This is a genomic window from Novosphingobium sp. fls2-241-R2A-195 (assembly GCF_030209485.1).
GTDB lineage: Bacteria > Pseudomonadota > Alphaproteobacteria > Sphingomonadales > Sphingomonadaceae > Novosphingobium > Novosphingobium resinovorum.
In genome coordinates this window covers 215,166-241,026 of the sequence record NZ_JARVRY010000002.1, presented here as the reverse complement: position 1 = coordinate 241,026, position 25,861 = coordinate 215,166, and the positions used below count along the sequence as shown (strand labels likewise).

Sequence of the window (25,861 nt, the reverse complement as noted above, 5' to 3'; positions counted from 1 at the left end):
GAAGGGCACGTGTCCTACGAGAAGGCCGACTGGTACACCGACATTTCGCTGGTGGACGATCCGCACGCCTATTTCGACTATCTTCGCGCGCAGGGCCCGGTGGTGCCGTTGCCCTATCGGGGGGCAGTGGCGGTGGTCGGCTACGAGGAGACCGTAAAGGTCGCGCTCGACACCGAGCACTTCTCCGAGATCAATGGCGTGACCGGCGGCATGGTCGGCCTGCCTTTCGTGCCCGAGGGCGACGACATCGGCGACCAGTTGGAGGCCCATCGCAGCCAGATCGCCTTCGCCGACCAGATCGTCTGCGAGCAGGGCACCCGCCATGCCGATTTGCGCTCGATCCTCTCCCGCTTGTTCACGCCGAGCCGGTTGAAGCAATTGCAGCCCCAGCTTGCGGCGACGGCGGAGGGGCTGATCGACGAGTTCCACCGGGACGGGCGCGTCGACATGGTGCGCCAGTACGGAGGGCCTTACGGAGCGCTGGTGATCTCCGACCTGTTGGGGCTCTCGCAGGCCACGCGTGGCCGGTTCCGCAAGCTGCTAGAAGGCGCGATCCCCGTGCCGATGGACGCCACGCACGAGGAGATGATGAAGAATCCGCTCGTACCCGTGGGCAAGGAGCTGTTCGGGCTCATCGCGCGGCGACGGCTGGCCAATCACCGCCTGGTGCGCCCCCTACTACGCCCGTTTCGCGTACTGCTGGCGCAGGAGGACATCCTCAGCGAACTGGCGAAGGCGACCTTTCCCGATGGTTCCAGACCGTCGCTCGTCGATGTGACCGGGCTCGCGGCATTCCTGTTCGGGGCCGGGCAGGACACTACCAATCGCTTGCTCGCGAACGGCTTCAAGGTCATCGCGACGCGGCCCGACATCCAGGCTGAACTGCGCCGCGATCCCGCGCGTATTCCCGACTTCATCGAGGAACTTCTGCGCTACGACGGCTCGGTAAAGAGTGCAGGACGGCTCTGCCGCAAGAGTACCACGCTCGGCGGCGTCGAGATCAAGGCCGGCACGCCCATTCTCATGAGTCATATGGCCGCCAATCGCGACCCGGCGCGGTTTCCCGACCCGAGCCGCTTCGACATGGACCGGCCGCGGATCAAGGAGCACCTCGCCTTCGGGCGCGGTCCGCACACTTGCATCGGCGCTCCGCTTGCCCGGCGCGAGGTCGCCGTCAGCATCGAACGCCTGCTGGCACGCATGGACAACATCCGGCTTTCCGGGGAGCACCATGGCCCCGAAGGCGCACGCAGATTCGAATATGAGCCGACTTACGTGTTGCGCGCGCTAAAGGCCCTGCACCTGGAGTTCGATCCGCTGTGAGCCGTCCCTCCCCGTCGTTTTTGGAACGGGGAGGAGATGCTAAACCCGCATTACGACCCGCCCGAACGGATGCCCTTCCGCGACGAAGCGGTGCGCCTCCACGGCGTCGGCCAGACCGAACTCTCGGTCGATCGGCATGGCCAGTTCGCCGGCGTGGGCTTTCGAAAATAGGTCTGCAAGCAATGCGTGGACGCGCGGCGTGTGCATGTCGCGGCCGAACGAGATGCCGGTCACCTGCATGGCCTTGCGGATCAGTTCGAAGAATCCGAAGCTGGGCAGCGTACCTTCCGCCGCGCCGACCACGGCATAACGTCCGTGCCCGCGCAGAGCCTCGACGAGCGCGTCCTTGCCCGCCCCGCCGGCGAGGTCGAGAGCGAGGTCCACGCCCTTGCCCGCGGTGATTTCCCTGCAGCGCGCGGCGATGTCCTCGCGCCGGTAGTCGATGCCGTGCGTCAGGCCGAAAGGGTCAATCCGCGCGAGGCGTTCGGGGCTGGATGCGGTGCCGATCACGATGGCGCTCGCCTGCGATGCAAGCTGCACGGCGGCAAGCCCGACGCCGCCCGCCGCGCCCTGGATCAGCACGGTTTCTCCCGCGACCAGTCCACCGTAAGTGAACAGCGCGTCGTAGGCCGTCCCGAAGGCGATCGGCACCACCGCGGCAAGGGTAAGGTCTATGCCGTCCGGAACCGGATAGGCGTAAGTCTCGGGCACCGCGAACAGTTCGGCGTGGCTGCCGTTCCAGTTGAAGCCGACGACGCGGTCGCCGGGCGCGAAGCGCGTCACTTCGGCGCCCACCGCCGCGACCGTCCCCGCCGCCTGATAGCCGGGCACGAAGGGTGTGCGGGCGGGCGGCGTGTGGATGCGGTTGAGCAGGTCGCCGCCTTCGATCGAGATCACTTCGACCCGGATGAGCACGGTCCGGGGACCTACCGCCGGATCGGGCTGTTCGCCGAAGTGCATGACCTCGGGGCCGCCGTTCTCGTTGTACCAGACTGCCTTCATCGTGCTCTCCCGTGTCTTGTCGGCTTCTCCTGCCAGTTGCGACGCATGGGGCGCATCTGGTCAATCGGAGAGGGTCGGAACCGCTGCCGGAAGCAGGCGAGGCGCATCACGGCGTGAAGCGGAAATAGGCCATCACCCGCTCGCCGTAATGGCGGTCGGTCCAGCGAGAGACCGGATCGACCTCGTCCTTCCCGATCGAGGTGCCGGAATAGCGCAGCCCCAATGCGTAGTTGGAGTCAGTGTACTCGGCCCCGACGTGGTGATCGAGGTAGTCCCCGCCCGGACGCAGGCGTAACGCGCGCGGATCGCCGTTGGAGGAGCCGCTGGTGTGGCCGACCCCGCCGTAAAGCGTCACCGGCGTGCCCGGAATGCTCGCCGAAAGCTGGGCGTCGAGGTAGAGGTTGCTGCCGCCGATGGCATCCTGCGAGGGCGCGAAGGCGGCGCCTAGCACCAGCTGCGCCGGGCCGAGCGTGCGCGCGACTTCGCCGGTCAGTTCGCCATAACTCGTCCCCGAATGGCCGACGAAGACATTGCCGCGCAGACCGGCGGAGAAATCCCAGCCCCCGCTGCGCAAGGTATAGCGCGGCGCGACCGTCAGGCCGAGATCGGCGCCGCCATGGCGTGCGGCATCGCGCAGGGTCACCGCGTCGAAGTCGATCCCAAGGTCGTATGTCAGCGGCACCGAGGCCGAGGCGCCGAGCGCGGCCTTGCCGCCGCTGCTGCTCAGGCCCCGGTCGCGGTGATCGGTTTCGGCCTCGAAGGACAGGGTGGAACCGGCTGACTGCGCATGGGCGTCAGAAAAAACGAGGCCGCCGCAGATCGCGACGGCCAGGCAGAAGATATATCGCATGCGATTGATCTAGCAGTCTTTCCCGTGTCTGTCCGTCAATTCGCGGCGAAGTGATGCGCGGCGTCGATGGCGGCGAGGGCATGCTCGCGGTCGGTGCTTGCGGCTTCGGCCAGATGCGCGGCGATGGCGGGCGTCTTGTCATCGACGAGCCGCGCGAGCTGGGCGTCGCGGCTGCGGCAGTCGCCGGGTAGCTGGCGGGTGAAAGTCTCCTTGCCGGGCAGCGCTGCGGTCAGGGCATGGGCGCCATCGGCGATGACGCGTTCGACCGAGACACTTGCGGTCATCACGCAGCGCTGCGTGCTCTGGCGTGCGGGCGGGGCAATGCCGATGGTGCGCATGCTGGTCTCGACACGGGCGCGGTAGTCGATGCTGTAAGTGCTGCCGCGGTGGTCGAGGCTCACGCTATGGACAGGCGCGGCGGCGGTGGCGGCAGCGAAAGCGGCAAGGGCGATCAGGCTCATGGTTCCTCCCAAAAATGCCTAAATATTAGGCAATAATGCACAATCCTTGTGCAATCGGAGGTAGGAGGCAATTGCTGCCCGCTTGTTGCCGAACGGTGATGATCTCTGTTCAGCGCTTTACGGTAATCGAGGCGGTGCCGTCCGCCCAGACCGGCAGATAGAGGCCGCGGCCTGCCGCCTGGATACGTCCGGTGCGGGTGCGTGTCACCTCGGCGCGGATGACGAGGTCGCCTTCGCGCTTGTCCTCGATCGCGCGGCCGATCTTGCCGAGGAGTTTGCCATAATCCTTCTCGAAATTCTGCGCCAGCGCGCCCGCGATCGTCGCGCTCATGCCCGGCGTGTTGGCGAGGCGCAGGATCAGGTCGCCGCCGCGCATGTCGGTGGTGCCGCTGACTTCGAACTGTTCGAAGCCGATCTGGCGCGAATCCTCGGCGTTGACGGGCACGCCGGTCATCCAGACGGTGCCTTTGGTCGCGCCCAGCTTGCCCGCCTCGTCACGCGCGGTGAAATCGAGGCCGACGGCGATGCGTCCGCCGGTGGTGCCGTAGATCGTGGCCTTGTGGAAATCGGTACGCACCGGGCCGACGCCGGGCACCGCGAAGGGCAGTGTGGAGCGCTTGCGCAGCGCCTTCATCAGCACCGGTTCCAGTTCATGGTAATCGGCGACGACCGGGATGAAGAAGGCGAGGCGACCGGCCTGTGCTTGCAACGGCTTGACCGGCGGCAGCGGGGTCGGCGCGGGATCTTCGGGACGCCGACCGACGAAGGTTTCGGTCACCGCCTTCACGCCGAGGCGCAGCAGCATACGTTTGCCGTCGAGTTCGTAGCCGCCGTACTGCAGTTCGGTGGGTTTCACGCGCATCCACACCGGCGGGTTCTCGCGGTTGAGCGACAGGGTGGTGAAGGCCGAGTTCCACGCCTGCTCGACCTGGCGGCGCAGTTGCAGGCGGCCGAGCTGGCCGGGCAGTTCACGCTCCAGCCTGGCGATCACCGGCGCCAGCTTGCGGTCGGCCTTTTCGGTGAAGTCGATGCGCTGGCCGAGGAACTGCGCATGCGGCGAGTTGGTCCAGTCGTAGCGGATGTCCACGGTGCCGCGCGGCGTCCAGTCGTCGGCGAGAGTGATGCGCACGGTGGCTTCCGCCACGGCGTCGGCGGTTGCGGTCTCGCGCTTGAGCATGCCGCCGATGTCCTCGGCGCGCAGGACGGCGTGGAGCGGCATTGTCAGCCGGATTTCCTTGCCGCGCCCGGCGAAAGTCATCGGGCCGCGGGTCACGTCCCCGACGATCCGGCACTTGAGCGCCGGGGTCTTGAGGGTGGTGATGCCGAGATCGACCTGCTTCGACTTCACGCAAGTCTGGCCGGGCTTGTCGATGGTCCAGAGGGTGCGGGGTATCTCCCGGTCGAGCGCGGCGGCGAGTTCGGTGAGGTCCGCCGTGACCGGGACGGTGATGAGCGACGCCTGCGGTTCGATCCGGATTTCGTCGTGGGCGCGCGGCGGAGGCTGGAAGCGTTCGCGCTTGCAGGCGGTGAGTGCGAGGGTGCCCGCCAGAACCGGCAGGATAATGCGCAAGGCCATGCGTGGAACGCCCCGTGGAACCATAGTCGCGGTGAAATTCGCGAGCGGCTGGAGGGTTCCAATTCAGGTTATCGTCGGCAGGTGCTTACGAGTGCGGCGACGGCGGTTTCAGGTGTGCGCAGCACCTCGCGGGCGGGGATGCGGATGATGGCGATGCCGTGTTCGCACAGCCAGGCGCCGCGATGGAGGTCGTGCTCGGGGTTCTCGCCCATGTCGTGAACCGCGCAGTCGATCTCGATTCCGGTCTTTGCGGAGGGGCAGTAGAAGTCGAGCACGTAGGGGCCGATCGGATGCTGGCGGCGGAACTTCAGGCCCATGGGAGAGCGGCGCAGGTGTTGCCAGAGGATGATTTCCGGCGGGGTCATGATGCGGCGGAGTTTGCGCGCGCGACGGATCGTCTGGATTGGCGGCATGCTGTCCCCCTCCACCACCGACTGCGTCGGCGGTCCCCCTCCCCATTGCTTCGCAACAGGGAGGATAGGAAGTTAGAATGCCTTAATCCTCCCTGTCCCGCAGGGATGGGGAGGGGGACCGCCCGCACAGCGGGTGGTGGAGGGGGCCTAAACACAAACGAAAAAGGCCGGCGCTTTCGCACCGGCCCCAATCGTTCAGCACGGAAACCCGATCACATGTGGATCGGCTTGCCCGTCACCGCCATCGCGGCTTCCTTGATCGCTTCCGAGTGTGTCGGGTGCGCGTGGCAGGTGTAGGCGATGTCTTCCGAGGTCGCGCCGAATTCCATGGCCTGCGCGGCTTGTGCGATCATCGTGCCCGCCACCGAGGCGATGCACCACACGCCGAGCACGCGGTCGGTCTCGGCATCGGCGATGACCTTCACGAAGCCGTCGGGCTCGTGGTTGGTCTTGGCGCGCGAGTTCGCCAGCATCGGGAACTTGCCGACCTTGATCGCACCGCGCTCCTTGGCGGCTTCCTCGGTCAGGCCCACGCCCGCGATCTCGGGCTGGGTGTAGACCACGCCGGGGATGACGTCGTGGTTCACGATGCCGGTCAGGCCCGCGATGTTCTCGGCGACGGCGATGCCTTCGTCCTCGGCCTTGTGCGCGAGCATCGGGCCGGGGATCACGTCGCCGATCGCCCAGACGCCGTCCACCTTGGTGGCGAAGTCGTGGTCGGTCTCGATCTGCGCGCGGGCGTTCAGTTCGAGGCCGATGTTGCCGAGGCCGAGGCCCTCGGTGTTCGGACGACGGCCGATCGAGACGAGGACGACGTCGGCCTCGATCACTTCGGCGTCACCACCCTTGGCGGGCTCGACGGTGACCTTGGCGCTCTTGCCCCCATTCACTTCGGCCACGGTCACGCCGGTGACCTTGGTGCCGAGCTTGAGCGCCATGCCCTGCTTCTTGAAGATCTTGGCGGCTTCCTTGCGGACGTCGCCATCCATGCCGGGGAGCAGCTGGTCGAGGAACTCGACCACGGTGACTTCCGCGCCGAGACGACGCCACACCGAGCCCAGTTCCAGGCCGATCACGCCGCCGCCGATGACGACCATCTTCTTCGGCACCGAAGCCAGTTCCAGCGCGCCGGTGGAGTCAACCACCACGCCGCCTTCGTTGTCGATCTCGACGCCCGGGAGCGGGGTGACCGACGAGCCGGTGGCGATGACGATGTTCTTGGCGGTCACGGTCTTGCCCGCGACCTCGACGCTGTGCGCGTCCTTGAACTGGGCGTAGCCCTTGAGCCAGTCGACCTTGTTCTTCTTGAACAGGAACTCGATGCCGCCGGTCAGGCCCTTGATCGCGTCGAGGCGCTGGCCCTGCATGGTGGGCAGGTCGAGTTCGGGGGTGACCTTGATGCCCATCGCGGCCATCGCGCCGCCCTTGGCCGCCTCGAAGTATTCCGAAGCGTGGAGCAGGGCCTTCGAGGGGATGCAGCCGACGTTGAGGCAGGTGCCGCCCAGCGTCTCGCGCCCTTCGGCGCAGGCGGTCTTCAGGCCCAGCTGCGCTGCGCGGATCGCCGCGACATAACCGCCGGGGCCGGCACCGATGACAAGGACGTCGTAGTCGTAATCAGCCATTGTAGGCCTCCTCACGCTCGTGCTTCGCACAATCAGTCACGAGCGGTAATAATCGTTTCAGCGCAAGTGAAAACCCCGCCCGACCAGAGTTCGGGGCGGGCGGGGCTTGTCAGTCTCAGAGGTCGATCAGCAGACGGGTGGGGTCTTCGATCGCTTCCTTGATGGTCTTGAGCGCGGTGACCGCCTCGCGGCCGTCGATCAGGCGGTGGTCGTAGGACAGCGCGATGTACATCATCGGGCGGATCACGATCTCGCCGTTACGGACCACAGCGCGGTCCTCGATGCGGTGGAGGCCCAGCACCGCCGACTGCGGCGGGTTGATGATCGGGGTGGACATGAGGCCACCGAACACGCCGCCGTTCGAGATGGTGAAGGTGCCGCCGGCCATGTCGGCCATGGTCAGCGTGCCTTCCTTGGCCTTCTTGCCGAAGTTCGCGATGGCCTTTTCGATCCCTGCGAAGCCCAGCTTGTCGCAGTCCTTGACGACGGGGACGACGAGGCCGTTCGGGGCCGAGACCGCGATCGAGATGTCGACGTAGTCGTGGTAGACGATCTGGTCGCCGTCGATCTGCGCGTTGACGGCCGGAATGTCCTTCAGCGCCAGGACCGAAGCCTTGGCGAAGAACGACATGAAGCCCAGCTTGATGCCGTGCTTCTTCTGGAACACGTCCTTGTACTTCTCACGCGCCTCGATGACGGCCGACATGTCGACGTCGTTGAAGGTGGTGAGGAGGGCGGCGTTGTCCTGGGCGGACTTGAGGCGCTTGGCGATCGTCTGGCGCAGGCGCGTCATCTTCACGCGCTCTTCGCCGCGCGCGGCGGGAGCAGCGGCAGCAGCCGGGACCGAGGCAGCAGGCGCCGAGGCGGCGGGCTTGTTCTTGGCGGCTTCGAGGACGTCGTCCTTGGTGATGCGGCCGTCCTTGCCGGTGCCCTTGATCGACGCGGGGTCGATGCCGTGCTCCAGGATCGCGCGGCGCACGGCCGGCGAGAGGACCGATGCACCGGCCGAGGCTTCGTCAGCCGCAGGAGCGGCTGCGGGAGCCGGGGTCGGGGCAGGTGCCGAGGCGGCCGGAGCGGCAGCGGCGGGCTTGGCAGCCGCCGGAGCGCCGGCGCCTTCTTCGATCGTGGCGATCAGCGCGCCGACGACGACGGTGTCGCCTTCGGCCACCAGCTGCTGGCCCATGGTGCCCGCGTGGGGCGCCATGACGTCGATCGCGACCTTGTCGGTCTCGAGGCTGGCGATGGGCTCGTCAGCGGCAACGGCTTCGCCGGGCTGCTTCAGCCACTGGCCGATGGTGGCTTCGGCGACGGATTCCCCAAGGACGGGGACCTTGACTTCGGTGGTCATGATTTATCTCAAGCCTTCTGCTTGCGACGGAGTTCGGAACGGACGGAAAGATGCAGCGCGTCGGCGACCAGCGCCGCCTGTTCGGCGGTGTGGCGCTTGGCGAGGCCGGTGGCCGGGGAGGCCGAGGCCGAGCGACCCGCATAGCGCGGACGCGGAGCCTTGACGCCCGCCTCGACGGCGGCGGCCTCGACCAGCGGTTCGACGAAGAACCAGGAACCGTTGTTCTTCGGCTCTTCCTGGCACCAGACGATCTCTTCGAGGTTCGGCATCTTCGACAGACGCTTGGCCAGCGGTTCGCCCGGGAAGGGGTAGAGCTGCTCGATGCGGATGATCTGGGTGTCGTCGATCTCGGCGGCGTCGCGCGCTTCGAGCAGGTCGTAGAAGACCTTGCCCGAACACAGCACGACCTTCTTGGTCGCCTCGTCGGCCGAACCCTTGGGGTCGGAGAGGATGCGCTTGAAGTCGCCTTCGAGGAACTCCTTCGCCGAGGACTTCGCCAGCGGGTGGCGGAGCAGCGACTTGGGGGTCATGATGACGAGCGGCTTGCGGAACGGACGGCGCATCTGGCGGCGAAGAACGTGGAAGTAGTTCGCCGGGCTGGTGATGTTGCAGACCTGGATGTTGTCCTGCGCGCAGAGCTGCAGGTAACGCTCCAGACGGGCCGAGGAGTGCTCGGGTCCCTGGCCTTCGTAACCGTGCGGCAGCAGCATCACCAGGCCGTTCGCGCGCAGCCACTTGGACTCCGCCGATGCGACGTACTGGTCGATGATGATCTGCGCGCCGTTGGCGAAGTCACCGAACTGCGCTTCCCACAGCACCAGCGTCTTCGGATCGGCGCTGGCGAAGCCGTACTCGAAGCCGAGCACGCCGTATTCCGACAGCGTCGAATCCAGCACCTCGAAGCGGCCGTGCGGCAGCGTGGTGAGGGGCACGTACTTGCGCTCGTCGGTCTGGTCGGTCCACACCGCGTGGCGCTGCGAGAACGTACCGCGGCCGCAGTCCTGGCCCGACAGGCGAACGCCGTAGCCTTCCGAGACGAGGCTGCCGAAGGCGAGTGCCTCCGCCGTCGCCCAGTCGAAGCCTTCGCCCGACTTGAACATCTCTTCCTTGGCGGCGAGCACGCGGGCGAGCGTCTTGTGGACGGTGAGGTCCGCAGGAACGGTCGTCAGGGTACGGCCCAGGCTTTCGAACAGCTTGGGCTCGACCTTGGTATCGACGTTGCGGCGCGCGGTCTCGGGGTCGGCGGGCTTGTGGAAGCCGCTCCACTGACCGGAGAACCAGTCGGCCTGGTTCGCCTTGTAGGTCTTGGCCGCCTCGAACTGCTCTTCGAGATGCTCGGTGAACGCGGCCTCGGTCTGCGTCAGGAACGCATCGTCGATGACGCCTTCCGACTTCAGCTTGTCGGAATAGATCTTCGACACCGGCGGGTGCTGGCGGATCTTCTGATACATCAGCGGCTGGGTGAAGCCCGGCTCGTCGCCCTCGTTGTGGCCGAAGCGGCGGTAGCACCACATGTCGATCACGATGTCGCGGCCGAAGGTCTGGCGGTAGTCGATCGCCAGCTTGCAGGCGAACGTCACGGCTGCCGGATCGTCGCCGTTGACGTGCAGGATCGGCGCCTGGACGCCCTTGGCGACGTCCGAGGGATACGGCGAGTTGCGCGCGAACTGCGGGCTCGTCGTGAAGCCGATCTGGTTGTTGATGATGAAGTGGACGCAGCCGCCGGTGTTGTAGCCCTTCACGCCCGAGAGGCCGAAGCACTCCCAGATGATGCCCTGGCCCGCGAAGGCCGCGTCACCGTGGATGAGGACCGGCAGCACCTGCTTGTGCTTGGCGTTCGGGCCGACGTCGTCGCCGATGTCGTCCGCGATCTGCTGGTAGGCGCGGACCTTGCCGAGCACGACCGGATCGACGGTTTCGAGGTGCGAGGGGTTCGGCATCAGGCTCATGTGAACCTTGGTGCCGTCGAACTCGCGGTCCGTCGAAGTGCCGAGGTGGTACTTCACGTCGCCCGAGCCGCCCACGTCCTCGGGGTTCGCGGTCCCCCCTGAGAATTCGTGGAAGATCACCTTGTAGGGCTTGGCCATCACGTTCGCGAGGACGTTCAGGCGGCCGCGGTGAGCCATGCCGTAGACGATTTCCTTCACGCCGAGCTGGCCGCCGTACTTTATCACCGCCTCGAGGGCAGGGATCATCGACTCGCCGCCATCCAGGCCGAAGCGCTTGGTGCCGACGTACTTCTTGCCGAGGAACTTCTCGTACTGCTCGCCGCGCACGACGGCCGCAAGGATCGCCTTCTTGCCTTCCGGCGTGAACTCGATTTCCTTGTTCGCGCCTTCCATCCGGTCCTGGAGGAAGCGGCGCTCCTCCGTGTCCGAGATGTGCATGTATTCGAGGCCGACCTTGCCGCAGTAGTTGGCGCGCAGGATCTGCACGATCTCGCGCACGGTCGTCCACTCGAGGCCGAGCGCGCCGCCGACGTAGACCTTGCGGTCCTGCGCGGCGCCGGCGAAGCCGTGGTATTCCGGCGTCAGGTCGGCAGGCAGCTTGCGCTGGTTGAGGCCGAGCGGGTCGAGGTCCGCCGCGAGGTGACCGCGCACGCGATAGGTGCGGATCAGCATCATCGCGCGGATTGCATCGGCCGCCGCTTCGTCTATGCGGGACTGGTCGATCGGGGCGCCGCCTTTCGCGGCCGCCTTCTTGATCTCGGCCTTCAGGACGGTGGGATCAAGTCCCTGCGTCCAGTCGTCCTCGGCATCGCCGCCGACGAGGGGCCAGTTGCCGCGCTGCCAGCTGGGACCGGCCTGAACTTCGTCCAGTGCCGCGTCCGGGGTGAAATCGAAACTCTCGTCGCCCATAGGAATCACCTATCGCCACGCCCGGACAGGGTTGTCCGACGTTTTCAGTTTGGCGGGCTGACGGATTTTTCCGGGGAGGGAGGGCCGCTAGTCCGCTAGGTACTCACGCCGGGACCGGATGCCCCTTGCGCGTCATGGTAAGCGCCACATCGCGATGCAGTTCCGTGAAACCGCGCCGCGATGGGCACCTCAAGGCCGGATCACTAAACCCCCTTCGTCATTGCGAGCCCCGAAGGGGCGCGGCAATCCAGCGCGGCGTAAACCGCCCTGGGTTGCTTCGCTACGCTCGCAATGACGGGAGTGGTCACGATGATCCGTCCTCAATTCGTCAGGCGAAAGCCTTGATGGCTTCCACCAGCGTCTCGCCGAGCAGCGAGGGGCTGGCCGAAACCTTGATGCCGGCTTCTTCCATCGCCGCGATCTTTTCCTCGGCGCCGCCCTGGCCGCCCGAGACGATCGCACCGGCGTGGCCCATGCGGCGGCCCGGAGGAGCCGTACGACCGGCGATGAAGCCCGCCATCGGCTTGCGACGGCCGCGCTTGGCTTCGTCCTTGAGGAACTGCGCGGCTTCTTCTTCGGCCGAGCCGCCGATTTCGCCGATCATGATGATCGACTTGGTGGCTTCGTCAGCGAGGAAGAGTTCGAGCATGTCGATGAAGTTGGTGCCGTTGACCGGGTCGCCGCCGATGCCGACAGCCGTGGTCTGGCCGAGGCCCGCCGCGGTGGTCTGGAACACGGCTTCATAGGTCAGCGTACCCGAGCGCGAGACGACGCCGACCGAACCCTGCGAGAAGATGCTGCCGGGCATGATGCCGATCTTGCACTCGTTGGGGGTCAGGACGCCGGGGCAGTTCGGGCCGATCAGGCGCGACTTCGAGCCGGTGAGGGCGCGCTTCACGGGCACCATGTCGAGAACGGGGATGCCCTCGGTGATGCAGATGATCAGTTCGATCTCGGCGTCGATCGCCTCGAGGATCGCGTCGGCGGCGCCGAATGGCGGCACGTAGACGCACGAGGCGTTGGCGCCGGTGGCAGCCTTGGCTTCGTGGACCGAGTTGTACTGGGGCAGACCGATGTGGGTCTGGCCGCCCTTGCCGGGGGTCACGCCCGCGACCATCTGCGTGCCGTAGTCGAGCGCAGCCTGGGTGTGGAAGCTGCCGGTCGCGCCGGTCATGCCCTGGGTGATGACCTTGGTGTTCTTGTTAACGAGGATCGACATCGGTTTTCCTGTTCCTGATCGTGGAAGCAGCCGGATTGGGCCGGGGAGGTTCCAAGAAACTATTTTGCCCCCGCGCTACCCATCATTGTGAGAGTATCAACAATGAGGGGCAGTCGCGGGGGCGGTATTCAAAAACTCAGGCGAGGGTGCCGTCGATGCCCTTGCAGGCGACCAGCAATTCCTTGACCGCGTCGACCGAGACCTGGAGGTTGCCCTTGGCTTCCTCGTCCAGTTCGATCTCGACGACTTCCTCCACGCCGTTCGCGCCGATGACTGCGGGCACGCCGACGTAGAGGCCGTCAACGCCGTACTGGCCATCGACATAAGCCGCGACGGGCAGGATGCGCTTCTGGTCGCCCAGGTAGGCTTCGGCCATGGCGATGCCCGAGGCGGCCGGTGCGTAGAACGCCGAGCCGGTCTTCAGCAGGCCGACGATCTCGCCGCCGCCCGAACGGGTGCGCTGCACGATCGCGTCGATCTTTTCCTGCGTGGTGCGGCCCATCTTGATGAGGTCCGGAACCGGGATGCCGTTGACGGTCGAGTACTGCACGACCGGGACCATGGTGTCGCCGTGGCCACCGAGCACGAAGGTGTTCACGTCGCGGATCGAGACGCCGAATTCCCATGCCAGGAAGGTCGAGAAGCGGGCCGAGTCCAGAACGCCGGCCATGCCGACGACCTTGTTGTGCGGCAGGCCCGAGAATTCGCGCAGCGCCCAGACCATCGCGTCGAGCGGGTTGGTGATGCAGATCACGAAAGCGTCGGGTGCGTTGGCGGCGATGCCTTCGCCGACCGACTTCATCACCTTGAGGTTGATGCCGAGCAGGTCGTCGCGGCTCATGCCGGGCTTGCGGGCGACACCGGCGGTGACGATGATGACGTCGGCGCCGGCAATGTCGGCATAGTCGTTGGTGCCGGTGATCTTGGCGTCGAAGCCTTCGACCGGACCACACTGCGAGAGATCGAGAGCCTTGCCCTGCGGGAGACCTTCAGCGACGTCGAACAGGACGATGTCGCCCAGTTCCTTCTGCGCCGCGAGGTGCGCCAGCGTACCGCCGATGTTGCCGGCGCCGATAAGGGCAATCTTCTTACGAGCCATGATCCGTTCGTGTCCTTCCCGAGGGCGGGATTTCTCGGACTTCAAGGCGGCCTGCGCTAATCCCGCAAATGGCAGGTGCCGGTGTTTGCGAGGGCGGCCCTACGCCCCTTGGAAGACCATTGCAACCGGCAAAGGGGTCTTTGCATCAGCTTTTATCTGATAATAGTTCGCAATTGCAATAAAGGGGGTGAAATGGCGGAAATCGCCTGTTTGTTCACCTGTCGGCAATGTTGCGAAAGGGTTTAGCGGCGCTGGGGATGGTATCGAACGGGGATATGGCGAGCGCAAGTCGCTTTGGGTGCGACTCGTCGAAACTCTCATCCTCCCTGTCGCGAAGCGATGGGGAGGGGGACCGCCGACGTAGTCGGTGGTGGAGGGGGATTGCAACCCACCCCTCCGTCAGTCGCTTCGCGACTGCCACCTCCCCATCGCTTCGCGACAGGGAGGATTAAGCGTTCAACTCGCGAGGCGCTTTGCCAGAGCGGCGGCCATGCGGCGGTCGAGGTGGCGGCAGATGCCGAGCCAGCGGGCGCGCGCGCTCGTGTCGCCGCGATCGTGGGCGGCTTCGGCCTCTATGCGGGCCTGCTCGGCGGCGGCGAGGCCGTGCCGGGCGAAATGCATGAGGGCCTCGGCGATACCTGCGTCGATGGCGGTCGCCTTGGCAACGGTGCGCAGGGATGGGCGCGTTCCCGCATTGTCGTTGACCGCGCCCAGCGGCGCGCCGGTGCAGAGCACTCCGGCAATGGCCGGCATCGTCCCGTTCATGGCGGCGGCGAAGCGGATGGTCATGGGCGGATAGTCTCTCTTCTTGGTGGGTGTCGACGGATCAACCCTCTACCCCGGCAGCGATGAACCCATCATGCAGGGACGTGGTTTCTCAAGTCTTGACGATACCACCTAGGGACATTCCCCGGGTGCCTCCGTTGCAATCGATTATCTTCAATTTGCGGGCTGGGTGATCCAGCGGCCGGAGTTTGCGTACTCGGCCTTGATGCCCTGCGAACCCGGCAGATTCCGGGCGGTATAGAGCGAATCCCCGCCGCGCTGCTGCACTTCGCTGGAATAGGCGGGGCTGGGCTGGATGGGCGTGGTCGGGCTGGTTGCCTGCGCGACCGGCTCCGCCTTCGCGGGCTGGGCCGTGCCGAATGCGCGCTGGACGGCGAGCGGGTCGAGCGCCGCTGCTGCAGCGGCGGCATCGGCGCTGTCGTCATGGCGGTGCGGAGCGGCCATCGGCTCGCCGCCGAGGTAGGCGAAACGGAACGTCGCCGCGCTGCCCGCCGCGCCGCGCAGCGCGTAGAAGCGGTGCGCGCCGATGGTGGAAAGGTATTGCAGGCTCGGCGCCCAGTAGGGGTGCACCTGGACAGTATGATAATGCGTGGCGAGGCCGATCGGCGTGTAGACGTAGCCTGCCAGCGCCTGGCGCGCGACGTTTTCGGCGCGGTCCCAGAACATGCGCTGCGGGCGGCGGGCGAGCGAGCCGTCGCAGGTGAACGAGAACTGGCAGCCGGTCGAACGTTCCGACCCCTCGTAGACGACGCCGCAGACGGTCTTGGGATAAGCCGGGTGGGCCATGCGGTTGAGCACGACCTGCGCCACCGCGCGCTGGCCCGCGTCGGGCTCGCTCGCGGCTTCGTAGTAGATCGCGGCGGTCATGCACTGCAGCGCGCGGGTGCGGTCGACGCCGGAGTTGTCGATGTAGATCGGCCGCGCGGTAGCCAGCGGGCCCGAGACGCTGTCGTCGGCGTCGGAGCGGATGCCTTCGCCGACCTGAAGCGGGGCCTTCTCGGCTTCGAGGTAATAGAAGGCCGAGCCGGGGAAGCTGGCGCCCGCCTGCTCGAACGGCATGGGCAGTGCTTCGGCGCCTTGCGGGGCGGCGTCGGCGATGGCGAAGCTGTCCCAGCCTTCCGGCGCGGCGAAGGCGGGAAGGGCGACGGCGGCGAGCGCGGTCACTGCAAAGGTCCAGCGGCGGCGCAGGACGACCGGGCGGTGCCCGACACCGCGGGCGCGGCGCGGGTAGCGGCCGACGAAATCGCGCGGGCGTTCGAACGGAGCGCCTTGCGAATCCATCACCGGCGCCGGGGCGGCGTCTGGTCCGGGAATGGAAGGGGCAGGGCTCACTCGGTTCCTTTCGGCCGCAATTCGGCAGCACCGGCCTAGCCTGTGTCCGGTGCGCGCGCATCCGGGCATTCCGGGCCGTCCCGTTGCGGTACAGCCACGCTCTGTACGCATAAGGGCTTAAGATTTGGCTGCGCCCTGTCGTCCCGGACTTGATCCGGGACCGCTGGCCGTGAACGGCTGTCCTTGCGGCGTGGCGCCTTGCCCATGGCTCGAGCCTAAAGACCGCCACCGGCCCCGGATCAAGTCCGGGACGACGAACGCTTGCCAACCCCTGTATGCCGCACTATCCGCGCGGTTACGTCATGGGTTGCCCGCAAGGGCCTAAGAGGGAAGCCGGGTGCGAATACCGGCGCTGCCCCCGCAACTGTGACCGGGGAGGCCGCCTCCACCATGCCACTGGCCCGTATGAGGGCCGGGAAGGCGGATGGCGCGACTGACGATCCGGGAGCCAGGAGACCTGCCCGAGACGGTCGTTCCGCAGCCGGACGGGGTTCTTCCGGATGCAGCGAGTGTGACGCGCGATGAGGAAGGCGCGCATGCCTCCGCCGTGAACGGCACAAGCACGTTCAAAGGTTCGGAGGACATATGAAGTATCTGTTTCTGCTCGGCACCGCGCTTGCGGTGAGTACGCCTGCGCTGGCACAGGACGCGGTTGCGATCGGCGAGCAAATGGCGGCGGGCGACCGTGCGATGGCGCGCACCGACATCACCGTCACCGCGACCCGTGAGCCGACCCCGATCACACAGGTCGGCCAGTCCGTCAGCGTCGTCACCCGCGACCAGATCGAGCGCACGCAGGCGACCACCGCCACTGACGTGCTTGCCCGCATCCCCGGCATCTCGACCGTGCAGTCGGGCGGTTTCGGCCAGCCCGCGAGCGTTTTCGTGCGCGGTGCCGAGAACGCGCAGTCGCTGGTGCTGATCGACGGTGTGCGCATCAACGATCCCGGCGACGTCGGCGGCGGCTTCGACTTCGGCGCGCTGCCGATCGGCCAGTTCGACCGCGTCGAGGTCGTGCGCGGGTCCTCGGGCGTGCTGTGGGGCAGCCGCGCGGTGGGCGGCGTCATCAACTTCATCACCGCCCGCCCGACCGAACAGTGGACCGCGCGCGGCCAGGCCGAATATGGCTGGCGCGACCGCAAACAGGCGAGTGTCTCGGCGGCGGGTCTCGTCGGCCCGGTCGGGCTGACGCTGGGCGGAAACTGGCTCAAGGGCGACGGCTTCTCGGCCTTCAACGAGCGCCGCGGCGCCACCGAGAAGGACGGCTTCGAGAGCAAGAGCGCCAATGCCCGCGCCTCGATCGAGTTCGCGCCCGGCCTCTCGGCCGATGCGGGCGGGTTCTATACCAAGGCGAACTACGACTACGACAACACCGGCGCCGATGCCCTCAACGTCGGGATGAAGCGCGATACGCTGGGCTATGCGAACCTGCGCTATGCGGGCCTCGACGGGCGGCTGAACGCGCGCGTCGGCTATGGCATCAACGACACGCGCCGCATCTCCGACGACGCGGTGTTCGGCCCCTACACCACCAACGGCCGCACCGAGCGCTTCGAGGGCCAGGTCAGCTTCGCGCCCATCGAGCAGGCCAGCGTACTGGTCGGCGGCGAGACCGAGAAGCAGAAGTTCGACGACAATTACGGCTCGAAGGATTCGACCACCATCGACAGCCTGTTCGGCAACCTGACGCTGCGTCCGTTCGCCGGCCTGACGTTGAACGGCGGCCTGCGCTACGACGACAACTCGGACTTCGGCGACCGCACGACCTTCGCTGCCAACGGCGCCTGGGTGATCGGCGGCGGCGACAGCGCCCCGGTCCTGCGGGCCAGCTACGGCGAGGGTTTCAAGGCGCCCTCGCTCTACCAGCTCTACACCAACGCGGGCTTCCGCGCGCTCGATCCCGAGACGTCGAAGAGCTGGGATGTCGGCATCGAGCAGCCTTTCGCCGAAGGGACCGGTCGCTTCACGCTGACCTACTTCGATCGCAAGACGAAGAACCTGATCGACTACGACCTTGCGAACTTCAATTACTACAACGTCGGCCGCTCGCGGGCGCAGGGTGTGGAACTGGGGATGCAGGTGACCGACTGGCAGGGCTTCGACGTGAACCTCGCCTATACCTACCTCGACGCCGTCAACGAGGACACCGGCGCGCAGCTGGCGCGTCGTCCCAAGAGCAATCTCTACGCCAGCATCGACAAGGCGTGGGCGGTCGGTCTGAAGCTGGGCGCGGACCTGCGGGTCGGCGGCGGGCGCTACGACGATACCGCGAACACGCAGTACGTTGGTGGCAACGTAGTCGTGGGCCTGCGCGGCGCCTTCGCGGTGACGCACAATGTCGAGGTCTATGGCCGCGTCGAGAACCTGTTCGACGAGCATTACGAAGTGGTGCGCACGTACGGCACGCCCGGCCGCTCGGCCTATGCCGGCATCCGCGTGAAGATGTGAGCCAAGGGGCGGTTCCCGGCAGGCGTCGTCCCGGACTTGTTCCGGGACCGCTGGCCGTGGACCGCCCTCCTTGCAATGGTTCCCTGACCCCTCGTCATTGCGAGCGCAGCGAAGCAATCCAGGGAGGTTTGCGCGGCCCTGGATTGCTTCGCTGCGCTCGCAATGACGGCGGAGGGGGAGCGCAAGCGGGCTTCGGGTGGCTTGTCGTTACCGCGCTGCTCCTGACGCTCGCCGCCTGCCAGCCGTGGTCGGACCCGCCGGTCGAGGGATCGGTGCGGCCGCGCATCGTTTCGCTCAACCCCTGCACCGACGCGGTGCTGGCGGAGGTGACGTCGCCGGGGCAGCTGCTGGCGATCTCCCACTATAGCCACGATCCCTCGGCCAGTTCGATGGATCTCGCCCGCGCCGCGCAGTTCGCCGAAGTGTCGGATGCGGTGGAGGATGTCGTCGCGCTCGAACCTGACGTGGTGGTGGCGAGCAGCTACACGCCGCCGGCCACCGCGCAGGCCCTGCGCGACATGGGGCTGGAGGTCGTGCTCGAGCCGCTTCCCGCCGACCTTCCCGAAGCGCTCGCGCAAGTGCGGCGGCTGGCGAAGCTGGCGGGCAATCGTTCGGAAGGGGAGGAACTGGCCGGGCGGATGGAGGCCGCCGTCGCCCGTGCCAAGCCGCCGACCGGCGTGCGGCCGGTGCAGGCGCTGCTGTGGGAATCCGGGGGCATCGTCGCGGGTGACCACACGCTGATCGCCGATCTCATGCGCCGCGCCGGGTTTGCCAATGCCGCTGCCGCGCGCGGGCTTGCTCAGGCCGATTACCTGCCGCTGGAACGCGTGGTGGCCGATCCGCCGCGCGTGGTCTTCACCGTGGGTTCGCCCGCCGGGGAGGAGGACCGGATGCTGCGTCATCCCGCTCTCGCCAAAGTCCGTGGCATGATCCGCGCGCCGCTCGACCGTTCGCTGATCTGGTGCGGCGGGCCGACCGTGCCCAAGGCACTGGCCCGGTTCGCGCAAGTGCGGCGATCTCTCGATAACCCCAGGTCCCGAGGTCATCTCGGGCCCTTCGACAAGCTCAGGGTGAGCGGGGATGAGGGGAATCGCACAAGCTCCGCTCATGCTGAGCTTGTCGAAGCACCCGGCACAACGGCAGACCTTCATCCATGAACCGCCGCCTGATTCCGATCCTCGTCGTCCTGCTCGCGCTCGCCGTGCCGCTGTCGCTGCTGGCGGGGCGAGTGTGGATCGATCCCTTTGCGTCCGACACACACAATGCCTCGGTTATCCTGCTGTACTTGCGCCTGCCGCGCGCGTTGCTGGCGCTGATCGTCGGCGCCGGACTTGGCGGGGCGGGGGCGGCGATGCAGGGCTACTTGCGCAATCCGCTCGCCGATCCGGGCCTGTTCGGCATCGCGCCGGGCGCGGCGCTGGGTGCGGTGCTGAGCTTCTGGACCGGCTATGCCGCGTCGGTCTGGCTGCTGCCGGTCTTCGCTCTCGTCGGCGCCGGCGGGGCGATGGCGCTGCTGGCGTTGATCGCGGGGCGTGAGGCGGGCGTCGCACTGTTCACGATGGCGGGGCTGATGATCTCTAGCCTGGCGGGGGCGCTGACGAGCCTTGCGATCAGCCTTTCGCCCACGCCGTTCGCGATGAGCGAGATCGTGACCTGGCTGATGGGCGCGCTGGCCGACCGTTCGTGGCGCGAGGTCGTCATTGCCGGGCCGCTGACGCTGCTGGGACTCGGAGTGTTGCTGGCGGCCGGGCGGGGGCTCGACGCGCTCACGCTGGGCGAGGCGGCGGCGCGTTCGCTGGGCTTCGAGCCGAGGCGACAACAGGCGCTGATGATCGCGGGCGTGGGCCTGACGGTGGGCGCGGCGGTCGCGGTGGCGGGTGTGATCGGCTTCGTCGGACTGATGGTGCCCCATCTCGTCCGGCCGCTGACCGACCGGCGGCCGTCCTCGCTGCTGGTGCCGAGCGCGCTGGCGGGGGCACTCCTGCTGCTCGTTGCCGATGCCGGCTGCCGCGTCCTCCCGCTTGCGGGCGGAGAGCTGCGGCTGGGGATTGCGCTCGCGCTGATCGGCGCGCCGTTCTTCCTTGCGCTGCTGCTGCGCATGCGGCGGGGGCTGGCATGACCGGGACGCTGAACACGGTGGGGCTCGGCATCGCGGGACGGCTGCGCGACCTGACGATGACCATCCATGCGGGGGAAGTCACTGCGATCTGCGGACCGAACGGCGCGGGCAAGTCGACGCTGCTGTCCTGCCTGGCGGGACTGGTGGAGCCCGATACCGGCGTTGCCGCGCTGGGCGGACGAGTGATGCATGCGGTGCCGCCGCGGGAACGCGCGCAGTGCATCGGCTATCTTCCGCAAAGCCCCGAAGTGGCGTGGGACGTCACGGTCGAAGTGCTGGTCGGGCTCGGCCGCCTGCCCTGGCAGGATACAGGGACGGGCGGTGGGCGGACCGCGATCGATGCCGCGATCGCGACGATGGACCTCGAGGCATTCCGGAAACGACCCGTCTCGCAGCTGTCGGGAGGTGAGCGGGCGAGGGCGCTGATGGCGCGGGTGCTGGCGACTGGCCCGGCCTGGCTGCTGGCGGACGAGCCGCTGGCCAATCTCGATCTCGGCCATGCGCTCGCATTGATGGGGCGCCTGCGCGAGCAAGGCCGCCAGGGCCGCGGCGTGGTGCTGGTCCTGCACGACCTGGCAACCGCGATGAACTACGCCGATCGCGTCATGGTGCTGCACGAGGGACGGATCGCCGCTGACGGAGAGCCCGGCCACGCGCTGTCCGAAGACGTCATCCGGAACGTTTGGGGCTGTCCGGCCCGCTGGTTGGGCGAGCCGGGAGCGCGTGCGCTTTCGCTGGGGTGAGCGTCAGCTTTCGACGAAGTGGCCCTTCGACCAGATGCGCATGGGCTCTTCGCGCTTTTCCGCCTCGCGCTGGTGCATCTCGCGCTGGCGGTCGAACAGCAGCGATCCCGTGCCACGGGCGAAACGGCTGCGACGGAACGGAATTTCGGCGCCTGAAGTCATCATCTCTCTCCTTTGGAGAGATAACGCGCAGCGCTTGCGTCCGGTTCCCTCAGCGCGTGCCGACGCCGCGCGCGAACTGTTCCTGCAGATTGGACAGCGTGCGGGCCGGGACCGGGGCGAGCGACCTGGCGGTCTTGCCCTTGCGCAGCGCGGCGCGGTCCTTCTCGTCGGGCTCGATGGCGCGGACCCGCACCGCCGCCTTGCCCTGCGCGCGGATGCCGAGTTCCTCCGCTGCGCCGCGCGAAAGGTCGATGATGCGCGCACTCTCGCCATACGGGCCGCGGTCGTTGATACGCACGATGATGCGCCTGCCGGTGTCGAGCGAGGTGACTTCCACATAAGCGGGCAGGGGCAGCGTCTTGTGCGCGGCGGTGATCCAGCCGGGGCGGAAGCGTTCTCCGTTGGCCACCTGGTTGCCGCTCTCCGAACCATACCACGTCGCATAGCCGAGCATGTCGTAGCCGGGCTGCGCGGCGGGGGTGTAGGTCACCCCGCGCACTTTATAGGGAGGGCCGATGCGGACGGGCACGTCGCTGACGGGGCGGTACTTCACCCCGCCGCCGCAAGCCGCGAGCAGGGCGGCGAGGGACAGGACGGCAATGTTCCGTAAGCGGGCGCTGCGGATGGGACCGGGCATTCGGCGAGACTACCTCCCGAAGCCCTGCACTCCAACGCAGGCGGTGCGGCTTTCCACAAGCGAAGCCGGAACCGTCCGTCGCCGCCGCAGGTTTTGCGCCCTGCAACCAAGGAGCCACGATGCCGACCATCCTCGAAACCGTGACCGTCGCCGCCCGCGACCGGGCGCGCATGGCCGAAGTGAGCGCGGTGATCGCCCGCTTCGGGCTGGACTCGCTGCTCGCGCGGCTGGGGCTGGCCGGTAACCGGGACGGTGAAGCGCGCGAGGAGGCGGACCTGCCCGCCCGCACCCGCCGCGCGCTGGAGGCGCTGGGACCGACGTACGTGAAGCTCGGCCAGATCCTTGCGACCCGGCGCGACATGCTGACCGACGAATGGATCGCCGCCTTCGAGCAGTTGCAGAGTGATGCCCCGCGCCTTCCGTTCGACAGCCTGCGCCCTGCGGTCGAGGCCGCGCTGGGGGAGCCTCCCGAGACCGCCTTCGCCGCCTTCGACACCGAACCGCTCGCCGCCGCCTCGATCGCGCAGGTCCACCGCGCGACGCTGCATGACGGGACGCAGGTGGTGGTGAAGATCCGCCGCCCCGGCATCCGCAAGGCGATGGAGGCGGACCTGCGCCTGCTGCGCCACCTTGCCGCGCTGGTCGAGGCAAGAAGCGCGATGGCCCGGCGCATGACGCCCGGCGCCATGATCGACCAGCTGGGACGCGAAATCCTCGACGAACTCGACTTCACCAACGAGGGCCGCAACGCCGACCTGCTGCGCGCTGATCTCGCCGCGATCCCCGAGGCCATCGTCCCGCGCATCCACTGGCAGCACACGAGCGAGGGCGTGCTGGTGATGGACTACATCGACGGCACCGCACCTCGCGATCCGGCAAAGCTGCGCGCAAAGGGTATCGACCCGTCCGCCATCGCCCGGCTCGGCGCGCGGCTGGTGCTGGAGATGGTGCTCGTCAACGGCCGCTTCCATGCCGACCCGCACCCCGGCAACCTGCTGTGCCTGCCGCCCGCCGCGCCGGGTCAGGGCGATCGGCTGGCGCTGCTCGACCTCGGTTCGGTCGGATTCGTCAGCCCGCGCCGCCAGCACGAGTTCCTGACCTTCATCCTTTCCCTGCGCAGCAACGATCCCGGCGGCGTGGCGGACATGCTGGGGCTATGGTCGCAGGCTGGGGAAGTGCCGCGCGAACGCCTGCTGACCGCCTCGGAGCGGCTGGTCGCGCGGCATGGCACCGGGGCGCTGGTGCTAAACGCGATGGTGGCGGACTTCTTTCCGCTGCTGCGCAAGGAGGGCCTGGTGCTGCCGCCCGACCTGGTGCTGATCTTCAAGGCGATGGTGACGATGGACGGCGTGCTGGCGGGCATCGCCCCGGACTTCGATCTGTCCGAAGCGCTGACGGCGCTGCGCGGGAGGCTCGTCGCCTCGCGCCTGACGCGGCTGGCCGGGCCGGACCGTCTGGAAGCGCTGCTGCTGGAGGCATCGCGCCTGTCCGCCGATGCGCCGCGCCTGATGCGGGCGGCGACGGCGCGGCTGGAGCAGCGCGAGGCCCCGGCCAAGGATGACGGCACGGCTCGGGCGATAAGCCGGGCGGGCGTGATCGTCGGCGGCGCGATTGCACTTCATGCGCTGGCGCTGGTGATCGCCGCGCTGATGTAGCTTCCGAATCCTCCCCGTCGCGCAGCGATGGGGAGGGGGACCGCCGCCGCAGGCGGTGGTGGAGGGGGAGGGCAGGAAAACCCCTCCGTCACCGACTTCGTCGGCGCCACCTCCCATCCCTTCGGAACAGGGAGGAGGTTTACCTCGCGCAGTGTTCGTAATAGCCCGCTCGGCAGGCGGAGACGTCCTCGCGCCATTCACGCATCTCGCGTTCGTAGCGGCGGCGTTCTTCGGCATAGTCGGCGCGGGCGGTATCGTAGTCGCGGCGATCGGCGGCGTAGCCTTCGTCCTCGACATCCCGCCGACCGCGCGCCGAATCGTAATCGCGCCAGCCTTGCGCATACCCGGCATCGCGCTGGCGCACATAGTCCAGCTGATCGCGGTTCATGCGGCGGATCGTCGCGGCATCACGGGCGATCGCTTCGGGCGTCATGGTCGGATCGCGCGGATCGTCGGCAAGCACCGGCGCAGCCATGCCCACAACCAACGACAGCGCCACCATGCGCCCGAACAGCTTTGCAGCCCCCATCATTCAAATCCCCTGAGCCTGATCGGCGCACCCGATGGGCGCTATCTGCCAGCAGGCTTGGGGGCTTGCAAAGGACTTGCGACAAGCGGTTCGTCGCGTGGCGAGGGCGATCAGCTGCCGCCGGAGCCGGGCGCCTGCGGGTCGGCGGGGCATTTCGCGGCATTGCCGTTCCAGCAAGCCGGGTTCCTGACCTCCCACTGCTTGCGGTCGGTGCGATAGTCCTGCTCGGCGGCATCGTGGCGATCGAGCGTGGCATCGTAAGCGGCGGCATCGCGGGCGGTCTTCATGTCGTTGAGGGCGACGGCGGCGTCATGTTGGGAGCGGCTGGCTTCGTTGCGCGCAAGCTGTTCCTGTGCGGCGGCGGCCTGCTCGGCATTGAGCATCCGGCGCTTTGCTTCCGGATCGCCCGCTTCGGGTGCGCTGGCGGCGGGCCGCTCAGTCGTGTCCTGCGCGGAAGCGAAGTGCGGCACGGTGAGCGCGATCGCCGCCGCAGCGGCGAGTTTCGGGATATGGCGCATGGCTTTCTCCTGATCTGGCGAGCCACCATGGAAGCGGCTTCGGTTCGTCGGGAGAAACGTGCGCGAAAGGGCAGGGTTTCCGGCTTGTCGCCCGGATGCCCCGCCCCGTCGTCTTCAGCGTGTGCCGATGAAGTGGCCGAAATATCTCGAACCGTCGCTGTCGCGGGAGAACTGGAAGACCACACCAAGCTCGGCACGGTCAGGTCCGTACATGCGCCCCTTGAACGTTCCAGAATACCCGTTGGTCTTGTCGGTGAGGGTGCCGCTCACGGTATTGGTCGCGCGGTCGAACGAGCCCTCGGCGATGAGCAGCCCGTCCTGGCGTTCGGACTGGTTGCTGACGACCACGAGCCGGATCGAGCCGCTGATCACATAGGGGGACGGGGTGTAGGCAGGCGGCGTATAGGACCAGTAGACCTTCGACTGGCCACCGCCGACCTGCGACATGTCGAACTCGCGCGAGCCGGGCGTGCCGCCGCGCACGATAGCCAGGCCGCCGTAGCTAAGGCCATCGGGCAAGGGATCGCTGGGCGAGGACGGGCTGCCGAAAATTGCCAGTTGGAAGTTGTAGGCCGGGGTCGAGATCGCGGTCGCCGTAGTGTTCGTCGTTTCGACCCGACGCAGCGCCGTGGTGGCGTAACGCGAGGGGGTGTCCCAATCGAGTGCGACATAATCGCCGGGCTTCTCGAACAGCATGTAAGAGAGCGATCGCTGCCGGTCCGCCGCCGTGAATGACGTCGAGGTGTTCCGGTACGTGAAATCGACCGCTTCGGGATCGTGACGGTAACGCAGTGTGGCAGTCTCGCCTTCGCCCAGAAGTTGTCCGGCGTTGAAGTAGTTGTAAAGGTACGGGCCGGACTGTTCGAGTGTGTAGTTGAGATTGTAGCCAAGAGCCGAATCGAACCAGAAGTCGCTCGTGAAGTCGGTCAGGACGTAGCTGGTGGTCGGCGTCGGCGTCGGCGTCGGCGTCGGAGCCGGGGTGGGGGCAGGCGTTGGCGCCGGTGTCGGCGCAGGCGTGGGTGTCGAGCCGCCGCCCGAACCGGAGTCGCCACCTCCGCACGCGGTAAGCGCCAGCGCGCTCGCCGCGAGGGCAAGATTCAGAAATCGCAATGGTATTCCCCCGTAGTCGCAGCGGGAACTAGACACCTCGTGAAGCGGCGC

23 protein-coding genes and 1 riboswitch are annotated in these 25,861 nt (G+C 67.4%); of the genes, 6 read left to right on the top strand and 17 right to left on the bottom strand.

Annotated features, from left to right (window positions below; genetic code table 11):
- The first annotated feature begins 9 nt into the window (after positions 1–9).
- The gene (locus QRN25_RS01900) at positions 10–1,323 is read left to right on the top strand and encodes a cytochrome P450 (RefSeq protein ID WP_285017155.1); all 1,314 of its coding nucleotides are present in this window, start codon (positions 10–12) and stop codon (positions 1,321–1,323) included.
- 39 nt (positions 1,324–1,362) lie between these two features.
- On the opposite strand, the gene QRN25_RS01895 is transcribed toward QRN25_RS01900, so the two are convergent.
- The 12 genes from QRN25_RS01895 to QRN25_RS01840 all read right to left on the bottom strand — a co-directional run bounded on the left by QRN25_RS01895 (position 1,363) and on the right by QRN25_RS01840 (position 15,889).
- The gene (locus QRN25_RS01895; protein ID WP_285017153.1) at positions 1,363–2,325 is read right to left on the bottom strand and encodes a quinone oxidoreductase family protein; all 963 of its coding nucleotides are present in this window, start codon (positions 2,323–2,325) and stop codon (positions 1,363–1,365) included.
- A 106-nt stretch (positions 2,326–2,431) separates the two neighbouring features.
- Positions 2,432–3,175 carry a TorF family putative porin gene (locus QRN25_RS01890; protein WP_285017151.1) on the bottom strand — a complete coding sequence of 248 codons (744 nt, stop codon included), beginning with the start codon at positions 3,173–3,175 and terminating at the stop codon, positions 2,432–2,434.
- Between the two features lie 35 nt (positions 3,176–3,210).
- Positions 3,211–3,636, bottom strand: a complete 426-nt coding sequence (locus QRN25_RS01885; protein WP_271184636.1) for a hypothetical protein — start codon at positions 3,634–3,636, stop codon at positions 3,211–3,213.
- 109 nt (positions 3,637–3,745) lie between these two features.
- Complete coding sequence (locus QRN25_RS01880; RefSeq protein WP_285017149.1) at positions 3,746–5,212, bottom strand: DUF4403 family protein; 1,467 nt, start codon at positions 5,210–5,212, stop codon at positions 3,746–3,748.
- Between the two features lie 68 nt (positions 5,213–5,280).
- Positions 5,281–5,625, bottom strand: a complete 345-nt coding sequence (locus QRN25_RS01875) for an endonuclease domain-containing protein (protein WP_285017146.1) — start codon at positions 5,623–5,625, stop codon at positions 5,281–5,283.
- Positions 5,626–5,837: 212 nt separating this feature from the next.
- Entirely contained in the window at positions 5,838–7,247 is a 1,410-nt protein-coding gene (lpdA, locus tag QRN25_RS01870; protein ID WP_036527261.1) for a dihydrolipoyl dehydrogenase, read from the bottom strand.
- Positions 7,248–7,362: 115 nt separating this feature from the next.
- Positions 7,363–8,595, bottom strand: a complete 1,233-nt coding sequence (gene odhB, locus QRN25_RS01865) for a 2-oxoglutarate dehydrogenase complex dihydrolipoyllysine-residue succinyltransferase (protein ID WP_069708157.1) — start codon at positions 8,593–8,595, stop codon at positions 7,363–7,365.
- A gap of 8 nt (positions 8,596–8,603) precedes the next feature.
- Positions 8,604–11,453 carry a 2-oxoglutarate dehydrogenase E1 component gene (locus QRN25_RS01860; protein WP_008832365.1) on the bottom strand — a complete coding sequence of 950 codons (2,850 nt, stop codon included), beginning with the start codon at positions 11,451–11,453 and terminating at the stop codon, positions 8,604–8,606.
- A gap of 328 nt (positions 11,454–11,781) precedes the next feature.
- Positions 11,782–12,672 (bottom strand): succinate--CoA ligase subunit alpha, encoded by an 891-nt coding sequence (gene sucD, locus QRN25_RS01855; RefSeq protein WP_008832364.1) that lies wholly within the window; start codon positions 12,670–12,672, stop codon positions 11,782–11,784.
- A gap of 136 nt (positions 12,673–12,808) precedes the next feature.
- The gene (gene mdh / locus QRN25_RS01850) at positions 12,809–13,771 is read right to left on the bottom strand and encodes a malate dehydrogenase (protein ID WP_008832363.1); all 963 of its coding nucleotides are present in this window, start codon (positions 13,769–13,771) and stop codon (positions 12,809–12,811) included.
- A 456-nt stretch (positions 13,772–14,227) separates the two neighbouring features.
- Positions 14,228–14,560 (bottom strand): hypothetical protein, encoded by a 333-nt coding sequence (locus QRN25_RS01845; RefSeq protein ID WP_285017141.1) that lies wholly within the window; start codon positions 14,558–14,560, stop codon positions 14,228–14,230.
- Positions 14,561–14,710: 150 nt separating this feature from the next.
- Entirely contained in the window at positions 14,711–15,889 is a 1,179-nt protein-coding gene (locus tag QRN25_RS01840) for a cell wall hydrolase (protein ID WP_285017139.1), read from the bottom strand.
- 287 nt (positions 15,890–16,176) lie between these two features.
- Positions 16,177–16,368, top strand: a riboswitch (cobalamin riboswitch).
- 106 nt (positions 16,369–16,474) lie between these two features.
- Here QRN25_RS01840 and QRN25_RS01835 point away from each other — a divergent pair.
- The 4 genes from QRN25_RS01835 (at position 16,475) to QRN25_RS01820 (ending at position 21,199) form a co-directional block, all read left to right on the top strand.
- A complete protein-coding gene (locus QRN25_RS01835; RefSeq protein WP_285017138.1) occupies positions 16,475–18,337 on the top strand; it encodes a TonB-dependent receptor domain-containing protein in 1,863 nt (620 codons plus the stop codon).
- A 143-nt stretch (positions 18,338–18,480) separates the two neighbouring features.
- On the top strand, positions 18,481–19,494 hold the full coding sequence (locus tag QRN25_RS01830) for an ABC transporter substrate-binding protein (RefSeq protein WP_285017136.1): 1,014 nt from the start codon (positions 18,481–18,483) through the stop codon (positions 19,492–19,494).
- Entirely contained in the window at positions 19,491–20,456 is a 966-nt protein-coding gene (locus tag QRN25_RS01825; RefSeq protein WP_036527275.1) for a FecCD family ABC transporter permease, read from the top strand. Before QRN25_RS01830 ends, QRN25_RS01825 begins: the two co-directional genes overlap by 4 nt.
- Positions 20,453–21,199 carry an ABC transporter ATP-binding protein gene (locus tag QRN25_RS01820; RefSeq protein ID WP_008833418.1) on the top strand — a complete coding sequence of 249 codons (747 nt, stop codon included), beginning with the start codon at positions 20,453–20,455 and terminating at the stop codon, positions 21,197–21,199. The genes QRN25_RS01825 and QRN25_RS01820 overlap by 4 nt, the downstream gene beginning before the upstream one ends.
- A gap of 3 nt (positions 21,200–21,202) precedes the next feature.
- On the opposite strand, the gene QRN25_RS01815 is transcribed toward QRN25_RS01820, so the two are convergent.
- Together QRN25_RS01815 and QRN25_RS01810 are read right to left on the bottom strand one after the other, a co-directional pair.
- Entirely contained in the window at positions 21,203–21,361 is a 159-nt protein-coding gene (locus QRN25_RS01815) for a hypothetical protein (protein ID WP_172705215.1), read from the bottom strand.
- 49 nt (positions 21,362–21,410) lie between these two features.
- Positions 21,411–21,998: a septal ring lytic transglycosylase RlpA family protein gene (locus QRN25_RS01810; RefSeq protein WP_285017131.1), complete on the bottom strand. Its 588-nt coding sequence runs from the start codon at positions 21,996–21,998 to the stop codon at positions 21,411–21,413.
- A 119-nt stretch (positions 21,999–22,117) separates the two neighbouring features.
- On the opposite strand from QRN25_RS01810, the gene QRN25_RS01805 reads away from it, so the two are divergent.
- Entirely contained in the window at positions 22,118–23,653 is a 1,536-nt protein-coding gene (locus QRN25_RS01805) for an ABC1 kinase family protein (RefSeq protein ID WP_285017129.1), read from the top strand.
- Between the two features lie 139 nt (positions 23,654–23,792).
- Here QRN25_RS01805 and QRN25_RS01800 read toward each other — a convergent pair whose 3' ends face one another.
- The 3 genes from QRN25_RS01800 to QRN25_RS01790 form a co-directional block, all read right to left on the bottom strand.
- Positions 23,793–24,185: a hypothetical protein gene (locus QRN25_RS01800; protein ID WP_350224227.1), complete on the bottom strand. Its 393-nt coding sequence runs from the start codon at positions 24,183–24,185 to the stop codon at positions 23,793–23,795.
- A 107-nt stretch (positions 24,186–24,292) separates the two neighbouring features.
- Positions 24,293–24,700, bottom strand: coding sequence for a hypothetical protein (locus QRN25_RS01795; protein WP_285017127.1), 408 nt, complete (start codon positions 24,698–24,700; stop codon positions 24,293–24,295).
- 114 nt (positions 24,701–24,814) lie between these two features.
- The gene (locus tag QRN25_RS01790; RefSeq protein ID WP_285017125.1) at positions 24,815–25,810 is read right to left on the bottom strand and encodes a hypothetical protein; all 996 of its coding nucleotides are present in this window, start codon (positions 25,808–25,810) and stop codon (positions 24,815–24,817) included.
- Between the last annotated feature and the right edge of the window lie 51 nt (positions 25,811–25,861).

Bases quoted from the DNA above. Each gene is read 5' to 3' on its own strand.
- QRN25_RS01810 (WP_285017131.1), bottom strand. From the start codon at position 21,998: ATGCCCGGTCCCATCCGCAGCGCCCGCTTACGGAACATTGCCGTCCTG.
- QRN25_RS01890 (WP_285017151.1), bottom strand. From the start codon at position 3,175: ATGCGATATATCTTCTGCCTGGCCGTCGCGATCTGCGGCGGCCTCGTT.
- odhB (WP_069708157.1), bottom strand. From the start codon at position 8,595: ATGACCACCGAAGTCAAGGTCCCCGTCCTTGGGGAATCCGTCGCCGAA.
- QRN25_RS01885 (WP_271184636.1), bottom strand. From the start codon at position 3,636: ATGAGCCTGATCGCCCTTGCCGCTTTCGCTGCCGCCACCGCCGCCGCG.
- QRN25_RS01815 (WP_172705215.1), bottom strand. From the start codon at position 21,361: ATGACTTCAGGCGCCGAAATTCCGTTCCGTCGCAGCCGTTTCGCCCGT.
- QRN25_RS01795 (WP_285017127.1), bottom strand. From the start codon at position 24,700: ATGCGCCATATCCCGAAACTCGCCGCTGCGGCGGCGATCGCGCTCACC.
- QRN25_RS01805 (WP_285017129.1), top strand. From the start codon at position 22,118: ATGCCGACCATCCTCGAAACCGTGACCGTCGCCGCCCGCGACCGGGCG.
- QRN25_RS01860 (WP_008832365.1), bottom strand. From the start codon at position 11,453: ATGGGCGACGAGAGTTTCGATTTCACCCCGGACGCGGCACTGGACGAA.
- sucD (WP_008832364.1), bottom strand. From the start codon at position 12,672: ATGTCGATCCTCGTTAACAAGAACACCAAGGTCATCACCCAGGGCATG.
- QRN25_RS01895 (WP_285017153.1), bottom strand. From the start codon at position 2,325: ATGAAGGCAGTCTGGTACAACGAGAACGGCGGCCCCGAGGTCATGCAC.
- QRN25_RS01820 (WP_008833418.1), top strand. From the start codon at position 20,453: ATGACCGGGACGCTGAACACGGTGGGGCTCGGCATCGCGGGACGGCTG.
- QRN25_RS01880 (WP_285017149.1), bottom strand. From the start codon at position 5,212: ATGGCCTTGCGCATTATCCTGCCGGTTCTGGCGGGCACCCTCGCACTC.
- QRN25_RS01835 (WP_285017138.1), top strand. From the start codon at position 16,475: ATGAAGTATCTGTTTCTGCTCGGCACCGCGCTTGCGGTGAGTACGCCT.
- QRN25_RS01845 (WP_285017141.1), bottom strand. From the start codon at position 14,560: ATGACCATCCGCTTCGCCGCCGCCATGAACGGGACGATGCCGGCCATT.
- QRN25_RS01825 (WP_036527275.1), top strand. From the start codon at position 19,491: ATGAACCGCCGCCTGATTCCGATCCTCGTCGTCCTGCTCGCGCTCGCC.
- lpdA (WP_036527261.1), bottom strand. From the start codon at position 7,247: ATGGCTGATTACGACTACGACGTCCTTGTCATCGGTGCCGGCCCCGGC.
- QRN25_RS01875 (WP_285017146.1), bottom strand. From the start codon at position 5,625: ATGCCGCCAATCCAGACGATCCGTCGCGCGCGCAAACTCCGCCGCATC.
- mdh (WP_008832363.1), bottom strand. From the start codon at position 13,771: ATGGCTCGTAAGAAGATTGCCCTTATCGGCGCCGGCAACATCGGCGGT.
- QRN25_RS01800 (WP_350224227.1), bottom strand. From the start codon at position 24,185: ATGATGGGGGCTGCAAAGCTGTTCGGGCGCATGGTGGCGCTGTCGTTG.